The sequence below is a fragment of the Paenibacillus alvei DSM 29 genome (genome assembly GCF_000293805.1).
GTDB lineage: Bacteria > Bacillota > Bacilli > Paenibacillales > Paenibacillaceae > Paenibacillus_B > Paenibacillus_B alvei.
In genome coordinates this window covers 33979-51812 of the sequence record NZ_AMBZ01000011.1, presented here as the reverse complement: position 1 = coordinate 51812, position 17834 = coordinate 33979, and the positions used below count along the sequence as shown (strand labels likewise).

The following is a 17834-nucleotide window of genomic DNA, read 5'->3' as shown; positions in this document are numbered from 1 at the left end:
AATGGGGGAGCAGCTTTCTATGTTCAAATTGGACGAAAAGGAAACTTGGCGCCGCGTTGAGGAAAGATTGGAGTCTGCAAGGCTGTTCAAACGATTCGGATTCATCCGGCGTGAAGCAAAAGTTACTGCAACGTACAGCGATATGCCGCGAAGCAATACCAACGTTACCTCCGACCAGACGGCAGACTTATCCGTATACAATGTAGATCGTGAAGAGCAATTGCAGCGTGAATACGACCAGGTAATGCGTGCCGTAGGAAGGTTGGCAAGGATTCAGCGCAGAATAATCGAATTGAGGTATTTAGGAGAAGAGGATGTATATGATGTGAACGTGTACGTTGAACTGAACATGTCAGAGAGGGCATATTATTACGCAAAGTCAAAAGCTATTCACCGTTTGGCATTTGCACTGCGCCTGGAAGTATACGAGGAAGTATAAACATGGCCGTTAGGGGTAATCCCTAGCGGTTTTTATTAGCTATAAATATTGGTAAGGAAAGTATTGACATGCGCTAGCGCACGTGATATCTTAAATGTAGGAAGTGCGCTAGCGCACAAAACAAGGAGGAAGAGAAGATGAAAAACGTCATGACAAGAGCTTGGAAAATTGCAAAGTCGGCAGTGGTGAAATTCGGTGGTAGCGCAATAGAATACTTTGCAGAAGCTCTTCGAATGGCGTGGAAAGAAATTAAACAAGGAGGAGTTACATTGTTGGAGAAACTCGGGTTCCATAACGTGGGAAAGAAGCAAGATATGTTCCATTTCATTGTTAACTCAGATGTACAAGTCTTTCAAGTCCGTGTCAATAAAGATCCATACGGGAATAACTATGATATCAAAAAAGAGCTCGAGGCAATTGCGACGGGCAAAAGCAACAAGACAGGAATGGACATCAGGATGTACCGATTCGATGTATGCAGTGCTTACGAGTACGAGATTGCACTGGATAAAGAATCAGCGCGCTTTAAACTTGATAATAAAGGCCAACTTGTGTGGCTATAAGGAGGAATTATGAGTATGTATAATGAGCTTTTTCAGAACGAAAATCCATATTTCATGCACAAAGGATGTAAGATAAATCTGAAGGGGAAGCCGCGGATTGACCCGTGGTTTCTCCCAGGAAACCCGTGTTATGTTGATGCCTTCGGAATGGACGAGGAGGGCAGAGAATATATGCTTTCGTGGGAAGTAGTGACTGCAATCGATCCACATGCTACTAATGAGGAGATAGAGCGAATTGCTCTGCTGCCAGACACATGTGACTGGCGAAACCCAGTAGTGAAGATGTTCAACCAAAAAGCTCTCGAAAATATAATGACGGTAGAAGAAGCAGCGGAAGAATGGGGGCTTGCACCGGGCACAGTAAAAAACTACTGTGCGCAAGGGAAAGTACAAGCTAAAAAAGTCGGTAGAGATTGGGCGATTGATAGAAATCAGCCTAATCCTAGACAGAAGGCTTAATAACCGGCTACCGATACGTTAGGAGTGTAGCATATGTTGCTTGATCGGAATTGCCGCCAATGCAACGTTATATTTAGTGGCGGACCACGTGCATATTATTGCCCCGATTGCCGAGCGGAACGAACAAAGAAAGCTGGGAGAGATCACAAACGGCGCAAACGGCAAGGCAATACTAGGATATTGGGAAGCAGTGACACCTGTGAAAGATGCGGAAGCACATACATCGTTATGGGAGGGAGTCAACGACATTGTCCTGATTGCCAGCCAGTACATAATGCGGAGCATGACAGGAAGACAAGTCTAGAATATTACCATAAAAATAAGCAGGATCTTAACCCCATAAGAAACGAACGCCGCAGGGTGAAACGATAAAAACCTTGCAGTTTTTTTGCAGATATCTTGCAGGTCATTAGGTTTTTAAGGGTGTAAGATAGTAACATAGATGCAATGAACGAGAGGCGCGGCGAACAAACCCGGCGACAGCAAGAAGGATACCGGTGGAAACCGCGCAGCGTCTACATAATACGTTAATTCTATCCTTTTTTATAAAATAGCCGCTCCTTGATGAACGGCTATCCTCCTATTGATTATTGAAATAGAGACATAATGTTATTGATCAGATCGATAATTGCACTAATCAATTCAACTGCAAATAGTAGTATTTTTAAAAATAGTTTCATGGAATTACCTCCCTTCTTCGTATCATGTTTTGTTTTAGATTCGAAGAGAGGGATTGATAACTATCCTGTTGTTGAATGGTGTTTGATATGAGTTTGGAGGAAATACCTTCCTTACTGTCGAAATATGACATAAGGAGGTGAACGTCATTGAACTTTGATAGCCAAAATCGTGATCCTGAAGTAGAAAAACTTCTTGATTCTCTACCAAAAGAGGAAGCTAATATTTATCGATACATGAGAGAAGAGTATGACAGGGTAACAAATAACGGGGAAAACTACGACGAAACACATGATGACCTAGTAGCGAGATTAGCACGGGATAAATTCAACATTTCGGAAGAAAAGGCCGGACAAATTTATATAGATGTTGAATTTAAGGTTTCAAAATTCCAGAAAAAAAGATTCGAAACAATGTAAAGCACCCTACCCGGTGCTTTTTTCTATAGAAAGGATAACGGCGTATGAATTTAGATGAATTCAATCTAATGAATGTGGAAGAGGCTATGAGTAAGGCATTGCCAAAGGCAGAAGAAGCGGCAGAATCAATGAGAACGATTATGCGTCGTTTAAGCTTGAAAATGGAGGAGTGTACTTTATGCTTAAATACACAATAGTGAGTATAGACGATACCTCATTTGCAACCAAACGGATATCAGCCAGATACATAATTGAGGATCAAGCGATTATCGAAGATAAGGAAGCAATACGCGCTATCATTCTTGAACAGTTAGAGCAACTGAAAGTACATGCAGGCAAGACATTTGAAATAGTACATATGTACTATTACAGTTCGGCAGCTCAAGAGCACAACGGGTTACCATTCTGTCGGGTACAGTGGATATCGCCAGAATGTAAGTCAAAGCCTGACAAGATCAGTCACAACGAATACATGCAAGGCATCTACATTGAGTGGGATGAGATGTACAAGCATCTGAAGCTTTAGCAAAGAAGTCGCTCATTGCTTTTTGGTTTCGGGGAGAGTGAATTAAATGAAATGGATCATCGTAAGGATATATAACGATTACGAAGTATCTGTTGATGAATTTGAAACATATGACGAAGCAAAGGCTGAATATGATTCGCGGAATAACGAGAATAGTTTGTTTGAGAAAATTTATCTTGCGAAAATTGAAGAGAGTTCAGAACCAAGTCGCCAATAGGCGGCTTTTTATTATGTCCAGAAGGGATTGATACAGATGAATCCAGTAATAGAGAACAACTTTAAGTATCACGCACCAAAGGAAGGGCAGCCGGCTAAATACGAAGCTATCCGAGAGAAGGCAAAAGAATTGGCAAACGTGATCGAAGAACTGTGTCCAAACAGCCGTGAGAAGTCATTAGTAATGACCAACCTTGAACAAGCAATGATGTGGGCTAACGCTTCCATCGCACGTAACGAATAAGTCGAGGGAGCAACAAAACAACACTAACCAATTAATGGAGGTGGTGGTGATGACCTAATGGCAAGAGCACGCAGCCCAAACAGGGATAAAGCGAAGGAAATGTGGCTCGAAAGCGGCGGCGATATGAAGCTTAAGGATGTTGCTGCTGAATTGGGCCTAACAGAATCCCAGGTACGAAAGTGGAAGAGTATCGATAAATGGGATGACGATTTAAAAGGTAACGTTCCCTTTGACAATAGTAACGTTACCAATAAAGGAAAGCCCGGAGCGCCCAAAGGGAACAAGAACGCAGTCGGTAATGAAGGCGGCGCACCCAAGGGGAATAGTAATGCCGTTACACATGGCTTCTACCAAAAATACCTCCCAGAAGAGACGCTAGAAATCATGGGGGAGCTTTCAACGCGGTCGCCGCTTGACATCATCATGGATAACATAGTTATACAGCAAGCGGCAATAATCAGGGCGCAGAGCATTATGTTCGTCGAAAGCAAAGGCGAAATGATTAAGGAGCTTAAGAAAGCGAAATACGAGTATATTGAACGAGATAAAGAAGAAGACGGTAGCGGAGGCGGCTATGACAGAGTGGCTACTGAGGAAGAGTATGAGTTCCAGTTCGCTTGGGATAGACACGCTACCTTCCTAACAGCACAGAGCCGAGCAATGAGCGAGTTGAGGTCTTTAATTAGGCAATGCGAAGAAATGTGCCGCCAAGGGCACGCAGACGAAGAACAGCAGCTCAGACTCAAGAAGCTTAAGGGTGAGGTTGCTGTACTCGAACAGAAGGCGACCGGTAATGATGATAAGCCTATTGAGATTATGATTAAACGGGCTTCGAAGTCAGAAGGTAATGCCGATGGTTGAGAAAGAGGTAAACCCGCATTTTGAGGACTTTCTATTCGATTGGGATTATAAATTCTACTTCCTTGTTGGCGGATACGGCAGCAGCAAGAGTTACCATGTAGGCTTAAAGCTTATTCTCAAACTGCTGAGTGAAAAACGGACGGCGCTTGTAGTGCGGGAAGTATACGACACTCATAGAGATTCCACTTTTTCGCTTCTTGAGGAAATCATAGTTGATTTAGGTTTGGAAGGCATTGTTAAGCCGATGTCGTCACCAATGCAGATTCGTTTCCCTAATGGCTCCAAGATTATCTTTAAGGGGATGGATAAGCCTGCAAAGCTGAAATCAATTCATAACGTGTCTATCGTTTGGATTGAAGAATGCTCAGAGGTCAAATATGAGGGCTTCAAGGAACTACTGGGCCGGTTGCGGCACCCCAAATTGACATTACACATGATTCTTTCAACGAACCCAGTGGGAGAAGACAATTGGACATTCCTGCACTTCTTCAAAGATGAGTTGAAAGGCCGTATTGTTCTTGATGATTTGGAGTTGTATGAGAAACGCACTGTTGTAGTAGGCAACACGTACTATCACCATTCAGTGGCTGATGACAACCTATTCCTGCCGCTTGACTATATTACACAGCTAGAAGAAATGAAGGAATATGACCCAGACCTTTACCGGATTGCACGGAAAGGTCGTTTTGGTGTGAACGGAGTTAAGGTGCTGCCGCAATTCAGAGATATGCCACATGAAGAAGTCATGGAAGCTATAGGGCGGATCAGGAAACCGATTGAACGCGCTGGTATGGACTTTGGTTTCGAGACTTCTTACAATGCGTTGCTGCGTCTGGCCGTCGATCATGATGAAAAGATCCTATACATCTATTGGGAGTATTACAAGAACAAGATGACTGATGATCGCACTGCTGAGGATATTAAGGAGTTCAAAGAAACAGGTGAATTGATAAGGGGCGATAGTGCGGAACCGAAAACGATCAAGTATTTCAAGCAACAAGGATTCAACATTAAGGCAGCTAAGAAGTTTAGTGGTTCCCGCCTTCAGTACACCAAGAAGATCAAACGCTTCAAGAAGATAATTTGTTCAGACCAGTGCCCAAACACAATAAGAGAACTCAAATATCTGACATATAAGCAAGATAAGACAGGCAACATTATACCGGATGAATTCAAGATTGACCCTCATACATTTTCGGCAATATGGTACGCGCTGGACGATTACGAAGTGGCCGACTTGAAGAAAGGTGTTACATTTGCCTAGGAAGGAGGATGCCATGACACCTGAGATGAAGGAAGTTGTGAAGATATTGCAGGATGGGGCTAATTCTGCCATGACTTTAGAGCAGATCATCCAGACGGAGATTGCCGAATGGGAAGGTTCGGAAAAGCGCAAATGGATGTTGACCGGTGAGCGTTATTATCGTAATAAAACCGACATTCTAAAGCGAAAAAGAACCGCAATCGACGAGAATGGAATGCTGATAGAGGTTGAACATCTCCCTAATAACAAACTTGTGAACGGGTTTGTCCGTAAATTGGTTGACCAGAAAACGGACTATCTTCTCTCAAAACCTCTTAGCATTCAAACTGATAACGAAGAATATCAACAAAGTCTATCTAAGTATTTCGGGAAAAAGATGCTTAAGCTTCTGAAAAGTATTGGGAAGAGTTCCATAAACAAAGGCATTGCATGGATGCATGTGTTTTACGACGAAAAAGGTAATCTTTCATTTAAGGAAATACCATCTGAAGAGATTATACCTTTATGGAAAGATAAAGCTCATACGGAACTTGATGCCATCATTAGAAAGTATGAAGTTGTAGCATATGAAGGCATTAACAAGGTCGTGATAACTAAGATTGAATGGTGGGATACCGAGGGCGTAAAGCGCTATGAGTCTAGGAATTCGACTCTTAGGGCGGATGTTGAATTGGGAGATGTCGGATCACACTTCACGGCTTCAGACGAAAAGGGAAATGTAACACCTATGGTATGGGAAAAGGTTCCCTTTATCGCGTTCAAATACAATGATGAAGAACAACCGCTTGTTGAACTGATAAAGACCTTGGTAGATCATTATGACAGACGTAAATCAGATAACGCTAATGACCTGGAAGACTTGCCGAACACCTTAATCGCTGTCAGAGGTTTTGGAGGCAGTAGCGCCGGTGAAATTCGTCAAAATATTAATACTTACAAATTGGTCAAGATTGATTTAGACGACACTGGTGTAGGTGCTGGAATAGATGCGATTTCCATTCCAATTAATACGGAAGCTCACGAAGCGAATATGGCGCGAAACCGGAAGGACATTTATGAGTTCGGTCGGGGAGTTGATACGCAATCCGAAAACTTTGGCGGAGACAAGAGCGGTGTAGCACTGCAATTTTTATATTCAGACCTGGATTTGGATGCAAACGGCATCGAGACTGAATTTCAAGCCAGCCTAGAGCAGTTAAGATGGTTCATAGATTCTCATATACTAAATACCACAGGTAAGGATTTCTCAGAAGAAACAGTGGAATTCATCTTTAACCGCGACATAATCATAAATGAGAGTGAAGCGATTAAAAACGTCAAGGATAGTGTCGGCACGATATCTGATGAGACTATAGTCGCTAACCATCCTTGGGTTACTGATACCAAAAAAGAAATGAAACGTCGTGAAAAAGAAGCTAAACAGGCAGAAGGACGGTTTGAACAGTATGATTTCCCTAACGACAATGAACCAAAGTCAAAGGATGAGGGAGAATGAAGCCGGCTGAATATTGGCAGAAGCGTGCCGAGCAGGTAGGTGACTTGCAGCATGCAAAAGCAGGCCAGTACACCAAAACTCTGTACAAGGAATACGAACGCGCCAAACGCGTTATACAGCGCGATATTGAAGTGTTCTATGGACGCTACGCATCGAACAATGGAATCAGCCTTGCTGAAGCGAGGAAGCAACTCAGTGCAGGTGAATTGCAAGAGTTCAAAATGACTCTTGAGGAATTCATTGATAAGGCCAAGCACAACAGAGATGGTAAATGGACGAAGCAGTTAAACAACGTTTATTACCGGACGCGCGTTTCCAGGTTGGAGGCATTAGAGATGCAGATCGATGGTCAGATCCGCACACTAGCCCATAGTCAAGAACAGGGGCTATCTGACTTGCTAGGAGACGTTTACAAGGATATCTATTACCGAAGTATCTACGAGATACAAAAAGGCGTAGGAATTGGCGTGTCGTTTGCCAAAGTCGATCCCGTAGCAATAGAGCGCGTGGTGAAGACGCCATGGGCTGGAGGGAACTACAGCACCCGCATATGGGGCAATACTGACAAACTTGCATCACAACTTTCAACTACACTTACACAATCTATAATAAGTGGTCGGAGTACAGCGCAGACTTCGGCTGAACTCGCGAAACGAATGAATGTAAGCTATCGGGCAGCAGAAACATTAATAAACACAGAGACTGCCCACATCGTCACGGAAGCTACATTTGATGGATACCGAGAAAGTGGAGTAGTGAAGAAGTATCAATTCGTTGCTACCCTATCAGAGCGTACATGCCCGACGTGTGGGAGCATGGACGGTAGGACGTTCAAATTATCTGAAAAAATGACAGGGATCAACGCTGCACCTTTACACCCGCGCTGCCGATGTACCACTGTTGCTGCCTTCAACGATAACGAAGATGGAGGACAACGAATTGCCAAAGATGAAAAACGTATTATGTAGACGGTGACATGAACTACTCGCAGTGGAAAAAGAAATATGTTGATTAGCACAGGCCTTGATTGAGACTATCAGGGCCTTTTTGGACGTCTTGAAAAAGAAGAAGGCTGAGGTTGATTTAAATGTTACAACGGTACAAGAAAAACGTGTATATTGACGTGGTCGAGTTTACAAACACGCCTGAGAACCACAAGGCGATCATCGACTTCGCAGGCCTACCGATCAGTGTCGAGTATACCAGCGGAGGTGTGCAGTTGCGCGTGATCCGCGGCGCCTATAGCGTTTTGGTTGCGAAACTGGGTGAGTGCATTGTCAAAGAGGCCGACGGATCACTTCGGGTTTGCACAAAAGAGGCGCTTGCGGATGAGGGATACACCCTAGTTGAGTAACTCGGATAAACCTTTGCCCTGTCGTATGGCGTAAAACTAGGCATACTTAACGATCGGAGTATATCGGTCGACTCCCGTAGCTGGAGAGCAGCTATAAAAATCTATGGAGGTTGATTTATAGATGGAATGGTTAAAGGAATTACTAAAGAAATCTGGCTTCGACGAATCAAAGGTTGATGAATTGGTTGCTGATGTGAATAAGGAGTTACCAAAGCATTTTGTGGCCAAAACACAATATAACGATGTAGTTGAAGCGCGTAAAAAGGCTGAGAAGGAGGTTGCAGATCGCGACAAGCAACTAGGAGATCTGAAAAAATCCGTTGGGGATAACGATGAATTGAAGCAGCAAATCGCTAAACTCCAAGCAGATAACAAAGCCGCAGCAGAGAAGTATGCTTCTGATTTGAAAGAGCTAAAAACTAATACAGCTCTACGCCTTGCTATAGGTGATTCTGCTCATGATGCTGAATTGGTCTTGTCATTGCTGGATAAAACGAAAATTGAACTTGACGAAGACGGCGGCATAAAAGCTGGATTCGAAGAACAGTTGCAGAGTCTTCGTGAAACGAAGGCTTTTTTGTTTGCCCAAAAGCAGGAAAAAGAGGACGAGAAAAAAGGCCCGACATTCAAAGGGATTACACCGGCAGATGGGGCAGGCGGTAGCGGTGGACACCACGAAGTTGATTATGAAAATATGTCAGATGCAGAGTATTACAAGCTCATGGAGCAACAAAAAAACAAATAACAGGAGATGATATCCTATGCCAAATACATTCTTAACAGCCCAACTTATTGCACGTCAAGCATTACCTATTCTGAAAGAAAACATGACAATGCCGTTTTTAGTACACCGCAATTACGAAAATGAATATAAAAAGCAAGGTGACACTATTCAAATTCGTAAACCGGCTGTATTTAAAGCGGATGAGTTTGATAAAGAAATCCAATTGCAAGATGTGAACGAAGAAAACGTACTGGTGAAATTGGATAAAATTGCGGACGTATCGGTTCCAGTTACATCGAAAGAAATGACTCTCAATATTGAAGACTTCAACCAACAAATTCTTACGCCTGCAATGATAGCAATTGCTGAGAAAGTAAACCGTGATTTGCTCGGACTATATTCTGAAGTGCCGTATCATGTTGGCGTGGCAGGAAAAACACCTGATTCGTTGCAAAGCTTTGCCGATGCCCGTCGTATGCTGAATGAAAATAAAGTTCCCCTCGCCACACGGCGCGCAGTATGGAATCCAGAAGCCGATGCACAATTGACCATTATTCCGGCAGTTGTTAATGCTGAGAAATCGGGAACAACGCTTGCGTTACGCGAGGGTTCTATGGGACGTATTCAAGGACTTGATAACTTCATGGAACAGTCTGTATTTACACACAAAGCTGGCGGTTATACAAAGCTTGATGACGTTACAGTGTCCGCTTCTAAGGGAGCTACTACAATCAAGCTCGAAAGTGCTGCCAAGGCATCCACAGCATCACTTAAAAAAGGTGATGTATTCATGGTGGATGGTCACCAATATGTAGTTGTAAAGGACACTGCCCCTGCAGCAGCAGGAGTAATTGGAACTGTTGAAATCTACCCTGCTCTTAAAAATGACGTTAATGCAGGCGCTGTTCTTTTTGCGGATCAGAAGAGCGGTGGACACGTTGCAAACTTGGCTTTCCATGAATCAGCTTTTGCGCTTGTGTCAAGACCGCTTGAATTGCCACGCGGTTCGCAAGATGCATATATTACAAACTTTAACGGTTTGAGTTTGCGAGTGGTATTCGGATATGACGTTAAAACAAAAATGCAGACTCTTTCCTTAGATACATTGTATGGCGTTAAGTGTATCTATCCAGAATTGGCTACACGTATTTTGGGTTAAGGGGAGGGATTCTCCCCTAATTCTTTTCACAGGTGGTGGTAGTATGAAATGTCCTAATTGCGGAACTGATTATAGCGATTCTGTCTTACGTCTACATTTGGAACGCTGTGACAAGGTCGAAGAAGAGACACCTATTGAAGAGATGGGCCTGCCAGCACTTCGAGAATATGCTGCAAAGAACAGCATCGAACTAAATGGGGCGACTAAGAAAGCGGATGTCTTAGCGGCCATCTTGGGGGCTCACGATGACGGCAAATGATATTTGGGCTATTGTGAAAAGTCGCCTTGATCTTCCGGATGATTCTAAAATGGACTTGATTGGTACGTACATTGAGGAGATTGGCAACCGAATTAAGCATTATTGTGCAATATCTACAATTCCGGAAGCTCTCAAATTCGTGTGGGCATCAATGGTTATAGATGTATGCCGCATTGAATTGTCCCATATCGATGAAATAGACGACACTTCCGACAGGGGTGAATCTATCAAAGTGGGCGATACCTCGTCGGCACCAGCAACGAGTTCTGGGGTCACCAATACATCTAAGAAGGTCATTGATTCGGTTGTGACTAATTATCGTATTGACTTAAATCGGTACCGCAGATTGAGGTGGTAGATATGAATTATCGTAAGCATCGTAGGCAAATTGAGAAGACATACGAAGACAAGGCAACCATAAGCCGGTACGGGAAGGTAAAGAAGCCGAACGGCGAAACAAAGAATGAACTGTCGCCCGTATGTGTTGATCAACCTTGCCGTATCTCTCAAAAGGCACTAGCGGTGAACGGGCAACGCGAAGCGCAAAATGAAATCTCCTATGAAACAAGCTGTTTATTGCGCCAGAGTTGGATATCAGGCAAGGTGATCGTATTGAAGTTACAAGAGGCCATGTCAAAACAACATTCACAGCAGGCGAGCCATTCCCATATCCTACGCATCAAGAAATCATCCTGCAGCGAAAGGATAAGGCATAATGGCTAAATGGGGCAAGTTTGATATGAAAGAGTTCAAGGAATTCGCCGACACTCTTAAAAAAGCTAGTGATGAGAGAGTCATAGAACGTTTCATACGGGACTTTATCATGGAGATGGCCTACAGAGCCGAAAGGAAGATTAAGAAGCGCACGCCGGCTAACTCTGGCGAACTCAGACGGAAATGGGGAGTCGGAAGGGTACAACGCCGAGGGAATTCGTACATTGTTGAAGTATTTAATAACGTCGAATACGCTTCTTTTGTGGAAAACGGCTTCCGTTCTCACTGGGTTCCTGGATACTGGAAAGGGAACACATTTGTTTACGATTCTAGCGTCAAAAGCGGTATGCAGGTTGGGGAAAAAGGCGGATGGGTGGAAGGACGTTTTATGATGGCAATCAGCATGAAGGAAATAGAACGGGAGCTGCCAAAGTATTTGCAAAAGAGACAGACCGAGCTTCTGAACGACATCATGAATGGCCGCCCTGCTCGAAGGGATGGTGACGATGGTAACAGTTAACGATGTCCGCAGCGGCGTTATATCGGCACTGAATAGAATATACCCGGACATGGATATATACGGGGAGGAAATTAAGCAGGGCCTTGAGGAGCCTTGCTTTTTTGTTAAGCTCTTCCCCTTTTCACAGGATCGAGAGTTTGGCCGCCGCTACAAGAGATTCCATTCGTTCGATATTCATTACTTCCCTCGGTCGGAGACAGATGCGAATGAGGAAATGTTCGAAGTGGCGGAGAAGCTGCTGGATCACATGGAGTATATCGAGGTGGCCGGCAGCATATGCCGGGGGACGAATATGGAACATGAGATTGTAGACGGCATCCTGCATTTCAAAATCGATTATGACTTCCATGTTCTACGCCGAAAGAAAGACGAGCCAGCTATGAAAACGTTGGATCAGAAAGGGTTGATAAAATGAGCAAGGCAGCAGCCGCGACAACATACACCAAGGAGCAAATATTAGGCTCACAGCGCTTCTCTAATGTCCATAAGGACATATTGGGTGCGCTACTGGATGGAAGCCAGCAATACACCGTAGAACAAGCAGAGAAGCTTATCAAGGATTTTGAGAAGAAGGAGGCGCGATAATGCCAGGAGGAGCATGGACGACGCAGAACAAGGTTAGACCAGGCGTATATATCAATTTTGTAAGCGAAGGCAAACCGATAGGCTCGGTCGGAGAGCGCGGCATTGTAACCATGCCTCTGTCGCTCAGTTGGGGGCAAGAAAAGCAAGTAATTCAAATCAATGCTGGCGACAACGTCAGCGAACTACTTGGATATGATATTACGGCGCCGGAGTTGCTGTTGGTGCGCGAGGCGTTAAAACGCGCTAAAACGCTGCTCCTGTATCGGCTTAATGAGGGATCAAAGGCAAAGGTTACAGCAGGCACATTGACAGCTACGGCAAAGTACGGCGGATTACGGGGAAATGATATCAAGATTGTAATCCAAAAAAATATTGATGATGACACGGTATTTGATGTCATTACGGTATTTGCAGGACAGGCTGTAGAATTGCAGCTTGCCAAGAATGTAGAAGATCTGAAGCCGAATAGATGGGTAGACTTCAGCGGAACTGGTTCGCTTGAGGTGACGGCGGGGGCGCCACTAGTTGGCGGTACGGATGGCACGACCACAAACGAGGATCACACAAAGTATTTGACGGCCATCGAAGTACATGAATGGAATGCTATGGCATTGCCAAGCGCTGACAGTAGCTTAAAGGCCGTCTACGTTTCGTTTGTGAAGCGTCTACGGGATAAGGAAGGGGTAAAGGTGCAAGTTGCCCTAGAAAACTACCCTACGGCGGATTATGAAGGCGTGATAAGCGTTAAAAATGGTGTTGTCTTGTCAGACGGAAGAATGTTGACCGCTGCACAAGCAACGGCGTGGGTTGCAGCAGCTACGGCGGCAGCCAATGTTAACGAATCGCTCACATACACGGCCTATGACGATGCTGTGGATGTAGATAAACGATATACAAACTCGCAGATTGAGGCGGCGCTACTCAAGGGCGAGTTCATTTTTGTTGCTAATAATGGGCGTGCGGTGGCGGAACAGGATATTAATACCTTTACATCTATCACGCCAGAGAAAGGCAAACAGTTTTCTAAGAATCGTGTCATTCGAGTTCTGGACAGTATCGGTAACGACCTTAAACGTATCTTTGAGCAATCCTATATTGGGAAGGTCAACAACAACGAAGATGGCCGCTCTATTTTTAGGGCGCAATGTACAGATTACCTGAACACACTTCAAAATATAGCAGCAATACAAAACTTCGATCCACAGACAGATGTGATTGTTCTTCCGGGCAATGATGTGGACTCGGTGTATTGTGAACTTGCTGTCCAGCCGGTTGATGCTATCGAGAAGATCTATATGAAAGTGAAGGTGAAGTAATATGGGGTTCTTGCGTGCGAAAGATACGATTTCTGGACAAGAGGGCCGCGCGTATGCGACTATCAACGGTCGTATCGAGGAAATGTTCTACGTGAAGTCGCTGGAGGCGAAGGTTGAGAAGGAAAAACCGAGCTCAAAACACTCGGGCGCCGAGGTACGCAGCACAAGGCTACTGGTTGGAGTGGTAGCGGCAGCATGACTATCTATTACATGACGTCGATGTTTCGGCAGATGATGCTTGATTACATGAACCATGGCAAGGATACCTATTTCGATATCCAGATCATCAACGAAGATCCGACATCTAGCGTTGGAAAGCAAACGATTGTGTTGCAGGGCGTAAACCTAGACAGCATGGTTATTGCTTCACTGGACACGGATGCAGAAGCATTAGAAGAAGATATTGATTTCACTTTTGAAGGTGTAATAATGCAAGACCAATTTAAAACCCCGACATTGGGCTAGGAGGAATTATATTTATGAGTACTTTGAGTGCATTTTTCGCGCAAAACGCTTCGACTGAGGTTGTAGATGAATTGGTTGTATCGGACAGATTTAAGGACGAGAAGGGAGAGCCTATCCCTTGGAAACTACGCAGCATGACAGAAGAAGAAAACGAACAAGTCAGAAAGGCCTCTACGAAGAAGGTTAAAGGCAAAGGCGGAGTTTATACGCCTGAGACTGACTTCAACGAATACACTGCACGCCTGGTAACGACATGTGTAGTTTATCCAGATCTTAAGGATGCAGAACTACTAAAATCATATGGAGTCATGGGGGCCGAATCCTTGTTGAAGCGCATGCTTTTGCCTGGAGAGTACACAACGCTTTTGCAACGTGTGCAGGAGTTAAACGGCTTTAACAAATCCGAGCAAGACATGGTGGACGAAGTAAAAAACTAATTAAGGAGGGCGATCCAGAGGCGAATTACGCCTACTTCGCCCTTCATAAGTTACGAATACTTCCTCACGAGTTAATGGGCTTCAAGCCGTCTGAACGTGCAGCGGTCTATGCAATGATTGATATTCGGGTTGATGAGGAAAAGAGCGCGAGAAAGAAAAACAAGAAGTAAGACATAAACCCTTCTATGGAAGTTATAACCATGCTAGAATATGAGCATACGAACATTTATAGGAGGGATATATATGAAAAAAGGAATAATTGGTCTTGTTGCTGGTTTGTTCATAGGTTTGTCATTCTCTCTTGCTGGTCCTGCGTACTCAGCCGTTAAGCAGTACATCTTAACTGAGTTTACGCAGCCTGTAGTGGTGAATGGAGTTCAGTACAAGGATAAAGAGAATCCTATCTTGAGTTACAAGGGCATCACTTATATTCCACTTGCAAAAATCGGCGAGCTTACAGGCGTTGAATATAGATACAACAAAGATAAAAAGCAAGTGGAAATCGGTTCTCAATCAACTTCAAGTAGTATAAAGACATACGTTCCAGACAAAGGACGTGTAAGGGATAGTGATGCTATTTTGGCGGAAGAAGAAGCGATTAGAAAATTTACAGAAAGCAACAAAATCGAAGTAGAGAAACCGGAAGTACCAGAGGATTCTAGCTTCAAAGCAAAAGGGCCTATAGACTAAAATAAATAGTTTTCTCAATTAAGAGCGTCCCATTCGGGGCGCTTTTTTCATGCCCAAAAGGGGTGAGTGGATGGCAACAGTTGCATCAAGTCTAGCGTTGCATGACAACATGACTTCGGTGCTAAAGACAATTACGGGCGCAATGAACATGACCATGTCCACGATGCATGATATGCAATCGACAATGGGCAAGGCATTTGATACATCCAAAATGGACGCGGCAAGGAAAAGTATACGTGCTGCAGAAGTAGCCATACAGAGTATTCCAGCACCGATTGAACAAAGCACTAACAAGCAAAAACAATTTAATCAGCAACTGAAGAACGGAGCTAATTCGGCTGATGACCTTGCTAAAAAGGTTATGGGCTTTATTGCAGCATATGCTAGTTTCCGTACCACAATAGGAATGCTTAGTCATGGATTCGACTTATTTAAGAATTTTGAGCAAAGCATGGCAAATGTCCGGGCAATTACGGATGCGAATGAGCAAGAATTCATTGCACTCAGAAAAGAAGCCAAGCGTTTGGGTGAAACCACTGTCTTTAGTGCATCTGAGGCAGCGGATGGCATGAAATACCTAGGTATGGCCGGTTGGAATACAAATAGTATTCTTGCAGGCATGCCGGGGCTCCTTAACCTCGCTGCAGCAGCAGGAGAAGATCTTGCACGTACTGCTGACATTGTATCTGACACTATGACAGGCTTCCGCCTTTCCGCAGATAGAGCAAATCACGTTGCAGACGTTTTCGCATACACGGCCACTAAGAGCAATACTAACGTGGCAATGATGGGTGAAACGATGAAGTACGTTGCTCCAGTTGCTGAAAGCTTTGGGGCTTCGATAGAAAAACATCTGCGCTGATCGGCATTATGGCGAACGCTGGTATCAAAGCAAGCCAAGCAGGTACGTCATTACGTGCTGGCTTCTTGCGGATGGCCGACCCTAAAGCACGTGCAGAGATGTCCTTAGAACAACTAAATGTGTCCTTTACGGATGCAAAGGGCAACATGAAAGACATTAACGCTATTGTTAATGATCTATCAGTTGCATTTGGGCGGCTTACCGATGGCGACAAACTTGCTGCAGCACAACGTATTTTTGGTGTGGAAGCAGCTACGGGATGGCTGTCTATTATCAAAGAAGGCCCAGCAGCCTTAAATGAGTTCACAAAGGCTCTCGAAGGTTCTGAGGGGGCAGCAGCGAAGATGGCAAAAATTATGAACGATACCACTGCAGGGAAAATAAAGTTATTCCTTTCCGAGATAGAGTCCATATGGATTGACTTCTATGATGGCCTTGCTGCTGAAGGTGTGGGTGATGCATTTAGCGCTGTATTGGATGGGCTAGCGGTAAGTCTCAGATCTATATTACCTATCTTTAACGAGATAATCGTAGGGCTAGGAAATGTTGTCATGTTTATCCAGACTAATTGGACAATGATAGAGCCAATTATCTGGGGGATCGTTGCTGCATTCGGCGCGTGGTTAATCTCTACCAATTCGCAGGCGATAAGTACAGGGGTTCTCGCTGCTCGGATGGCTATTTTAACGGCAGCAATATTCACCCAAACTTTAATGACCCAAGGATTGGCCGCGGCATGGCGGACACTGAATGCTGCGCAAAGAGCGAATGTGTTTATTGTTCTCATTGGTGCAATTGTTGCATTGGTTGCATGGCTGATCCAACTTTGGAAAACGAATGATAAGTTTGCGGCTGCACTGATGCGTTCATGGAATGCTATTCTTGGATTTTTTGATCAAGTACCTATCTTCTTTGCACGAGTTGGTTTCGGTGTCGTAAATGCCTTCATGTGGATGAAAGCTAAGTCGCTTGAAATACTTGAGAATTTTATAAATGCAGTAATTGACGACATAAACGATCTTATCAAACTGTTGAATAACATACCAGGCGTATCAATATCCGCTGTAAATCACGTTCAGTTCTCTGCATCTGCACAAGCTGAAGCAGACGCAATGAAAAAGGCAGGCGAATCTGTTATCTCGCAGATGGAAGGGGAAGCAGCGAGAAAAGCAGCAGAACGGGAGCAAAATGTCCGTAACATGTTGCAAGAGCGTCAGGCCGAAAGAGATAAAGCAGCTAAAGAGCAGAAGGATCAAGCGGACAAGCTAAAGAATCAGAACCAACTTAATGGTGGCATCAGTGGTGGCAAAGGTGGCACAGAGCGTCTGAAAGGCATCGATGAAGTAGGGAAAGTAAAAAAGATCGAAGGGAAGGTTGACGTTGCTAGCGAGGATTTGAAAGTAATGCGTGAGCTTGCCGAAATGAAGAGCATTCAAAACTTTGTGACTCTTACACCATCTGTGAGTGTGGGTAAAGTCGACATCCGTAATGGGGCAGATGAAAAGTCATTCGTGGCACACATCACGAAAGAACTCCAGGAGCAGATGGTTACAGCAGCACAGGGGGTGTATGGTCAGTGAGCTAC

The 17834-nt window shown here is 44.2% G+C and carries 25 protein-coding genes and 2 pseudogenes; all 27 read left to right on the top strand.

What is annotated here, in order from left to right; translation table 11 throughout:
- Position 1: 1 nt before the first annotated feature.
- The 27 genes and pseudogenes from PAV_RS27090 (at position 2) to PAV_RS26970 (ending at position 17829) form a co-directional block, all read left to right on the top strand.
- The gene (locus tag PAV_RS27090) at positions 2-439 is read left to right on the top strand and encodes an ArpU family phage packaging/lysis transcriptional regulator (RefSeq protein ID WP_005551363.1); all 438 of its coding nucleotides are present in this window, start codon (positions 2-4) and stop codon (positions 437-439) included.
- 137 nt (positions 440-576) lie between these two features.
- The gene (locus PAV_RS27085) at positions 577-1002 is read left to right on the top strand and encodes a hypothetical protein (RefSeq protein ID WP_005551361.1); all 426 of its coding nucleotides are present in this window, start codon (positions 577-579) and stop codon (positions 1000-1002) included.
- A 9-nt stretch (positions 1003-1011) separates the two neighbouring features.
- Positions 1012-1461, top strand: coding sequence for a helix-turn-helix domain-containing protein (locus PAV_RS36610; protein WP_238555933.1), 450 nt, complete (start codon positions 1012-1014; stop codon positions 1459-1461).
- An 88-nt stretch (positions 1462-1549) separates the two neighbouring features.
- Entirely contained in the window at positions 1550-1765 is a 216-nt protein-coding gene (locus PAV_RS27075; RefSeq protein ID WP_157267318.1) for a hypothetical protein, read from the top strand.
- Positions 1766-2288: 523 nt separating this feature from the next.
- Positions 2289-2558, top strand: a complete 270-nt coding sequence (locus PAV_RS27070) for a hypothetical protein (protein ID WP_005551356.1) — start codon at positions 2289-2291, stop codon at positions 2556-2558.
- Between the two features lie 44 nt (positions 2559-2602).
- Positions 2603-2755, top strand: a complete 153-nt coding sequence (locus PAV_RS34955) for a hypothetical protein (RefSeq protein ID WP_005551355.1) — start codon at positions 2603-2605, stop codon at positions 2753-2755.
- Positions 2737-3084: a hypothetical protein gene (locus PAV_RS27065; RefSeq protein ID WP_005551354.1), complete on the top strand. Its 348-nt coding sequence runs from the start codon at positions 2737-2739 to the stop codon at positions 3082-3084. The genes PAV_RS34955 and PAV_RS27065 overlap by 19 nt, the downstream gene beginning before the upstream one ends.
- A gap of 46 nt (positions 3085-3130) precedes the next feature.
- Positions 3131-3301, top strand: a complete 171-nt coding sequence (locus PAV_RS34950; protein WP_005551353.1) for a hypothetical protein — start codon at positions 3131-3133, stop codon at positions 3299-3301.
- A gap of 36 nt (positions 3302-3337) precedes the next feature.
- A complete protein-coding gene (locus PAV_RS27060) occupies positions 3338-3544 on the top strand; it encodes an Acb2/Tad1 domain-containing protein (protein WP_005551352.1) in 207 nt (68 codons plus the stop codon).
- Between the two features lie 57 nt (positions 3545-3601).
- Positions 3602-4405 (top strand): phage terminase small subunit, encoded by an 804-nt coding sequence (gene terS / locus PAV_RS27055; RefSeq protein ID WP_005551351.1) that lies wholly within the window; start codon positions 3602-3604, stop codon positions 4403-4405.
- A complete protein-coding gene (locus tag PAV_RS27050) occupies positions 4398-5669 on the top strand; it encodes a PBSX family phage terminase large subunit (RefSeq protein ID WP_005551350.1) in 1272 nt (423 codons plus the stop codon). The genes terS and PAV_RS27050 overlap by 8 nt, the downstream gene beginning before the upstream one ends.
- A 13-nt stretch (positions 5670-5682) precedes the next feature.
- Entirely contained in the window at positions 5683-7164 is a 1482-nt protein-coding gene (locus tag PAV_RS27045) for a phage portal protein (RefSeq protein WP_005551348.1), read from the top strand.
- Complete coding sequence (locus PAV_RS27040) at positions 7161-8132, top strand: minor capsid protein (protein ID WP_005551346.1); 972 nt, start codon at positions 7161-7163, stop codon at positions 8130-8132. Before PAV_RS27045 ends, PAV_RS27040 begins: the two co-directional genes overlap by 4 nt.
- Before the next feature lie 119 nt (positions 8133-8251).
- Positions 8252-8518, top strand: a complete 267-nt coding sequence (locus tag PAV_RS27035; protein WP_005551344.1) for a hypothetical protein — start codon at positions 8252-8254, stop codon at positions 8516-8518.
- A gap of 121 nt (positions 8519-8639) precedes the next feature.
- Positions 8640-9263, top strand: coding sequence for a phage scaffolding protein (locus PAV_RS27030; RefSeq protein ID WP_005551342.1), 624 nt, complete (start codon positions 8640-8642; stop codon positions 9261-9263).
- 16 nt (positions 9264-9279) lie between these two features.
- The gene (locus tag PAV_RS27025) at positions 9280-10401 is read left to right on the top strand and encodes a major capsid protein (protein WP_005551340.1); all 1122 of its coding nucleotides are present in this window, start codon (positions 9280-9282) and stop codon (positions 10399-10401) included.
- Positions 10402-10444: 43 nt separating this feature from the next.
- The gene (locus PAV_RS27020) at positions 10445-10660 is read left to right on the top strand and encodes a Rho termination factor N-terminal domain-containing protein (RefSeq protein ID WP_005551339.1); all 216 of its coding nucleotides are present in this window, start codon (positions 10445-10447) and stop codon (positions 10658-10660) included.
- Entirely contained in the window at positions 10647-11018 is a 372-nt protein-coding gene (locus tag PAV_RS27015; RefSeq protein ID WP_005551338.1) for a hypothetical protein, read from the top strand. The genes PAV_RS27020 and PAV_RS27015 overlap by 14 nt, the downstream gene beginning before the upstream one ends.
- A 2-nt stretch (positions 11019-11020) precedes the next feature.
- Positions 11021-11383 (top strand): hypothetical protein, encoded by a 363-nt coding sequence (locus tag PAV_RS27010; protein ID WP_005551336.1) that lies wholly within the window; start codon positions 11021-11023, stop codon positions 11381-11383.
- Positions 11376-11894, top strand: coding sequence for an HK97 gp10 family phage protein (locus tag PAV_RS27005; protein WP_005551335.1), 519 nt, complete (start codon positions 11376-11378; stop codon positions 11892-11894). The genes PAV_RS27010 and PAV_RS27005 overlap by 8 nt, the downstream gene beginning before the upstream one ends.
- A complete protein-coding gene (locus PAV_RS27000; RefSeq protein WP_238555932.1) occupies positions 11881-12309 on the top strand; it encodes a phage tail terminator family protein in 429 nt (142 codons plus the stop codon). The genes PAV_RS27005 and PAV_RS27000 overlap by 14 nt, the downstream gene beginning before the upstream one ends.
- Positions 12306-12479 (top strand): YqzN/YkzM domain-containing protein, encoded by a 174-nt coding sequence (locus PAV_RS34945; protein WP_005551333.1) that lies wholly within the window; start codon positions 12306-12308, stop codon positions 12477-12479. Before PAV_RS27000 ends, PAV_RS34945 begins: the two co-directional genes overlap by 4 nt.
- On the top strand, positions 12479-13795 hold the full coding sequence (locus PAV_RS26995) for a phage tail sheath family protein (protein ID WP_005551332.1): 1317 nt from the start codon (positions 12479-12481) through the stop codon (positions 13793-13795). The genes PAV_RS34945 and PAV_RS26995 overlap by 1 nt, the downstream gene beginning before the upstream one ends.
- A 1-nt stretch (position 13796) precedes the next feature.
- Positions 13797-14260 (top strand): annotated as a pseudogene (locus PAV_RS26990) (phage tail tube protein).
- 14 nt (positions 14261-14274) lie between these two features.
- Positions 14275-14697 carry a phage tail assembly chaperone gene (locus PAV_RS26985; RefSeq protein WP_005551329.1) on the top strand — a complete coding sequence of 141 codons (423 nt, stop codon included), beginning with the start codon at positions 14275-14277 and terminating at the stop codon, positions 14695-14697.
- A gap of 243 nt (positions 14698-14940) precedes the next feature.
- Positions 14941-15387 carry a hypothetical protein gene (locus PAV_RS26980; RefSeq protein ID WP_005551328.1) on the top strand — a complete coding sequence of 149 codons (447 nt, stop codon included), beginning with the start codon at positions 14941-14943 and terminating at the stop codon, positions 15385-15387.
- Between the two features lie 49 nt (positions 15388-15436).
- Positions 15437-17829, top strand: a pseudogene (locus PAV_RS26970) (phage tail tape measure protein).
- Positions 17830-17834: the final 5 nt, after the last annotated feature.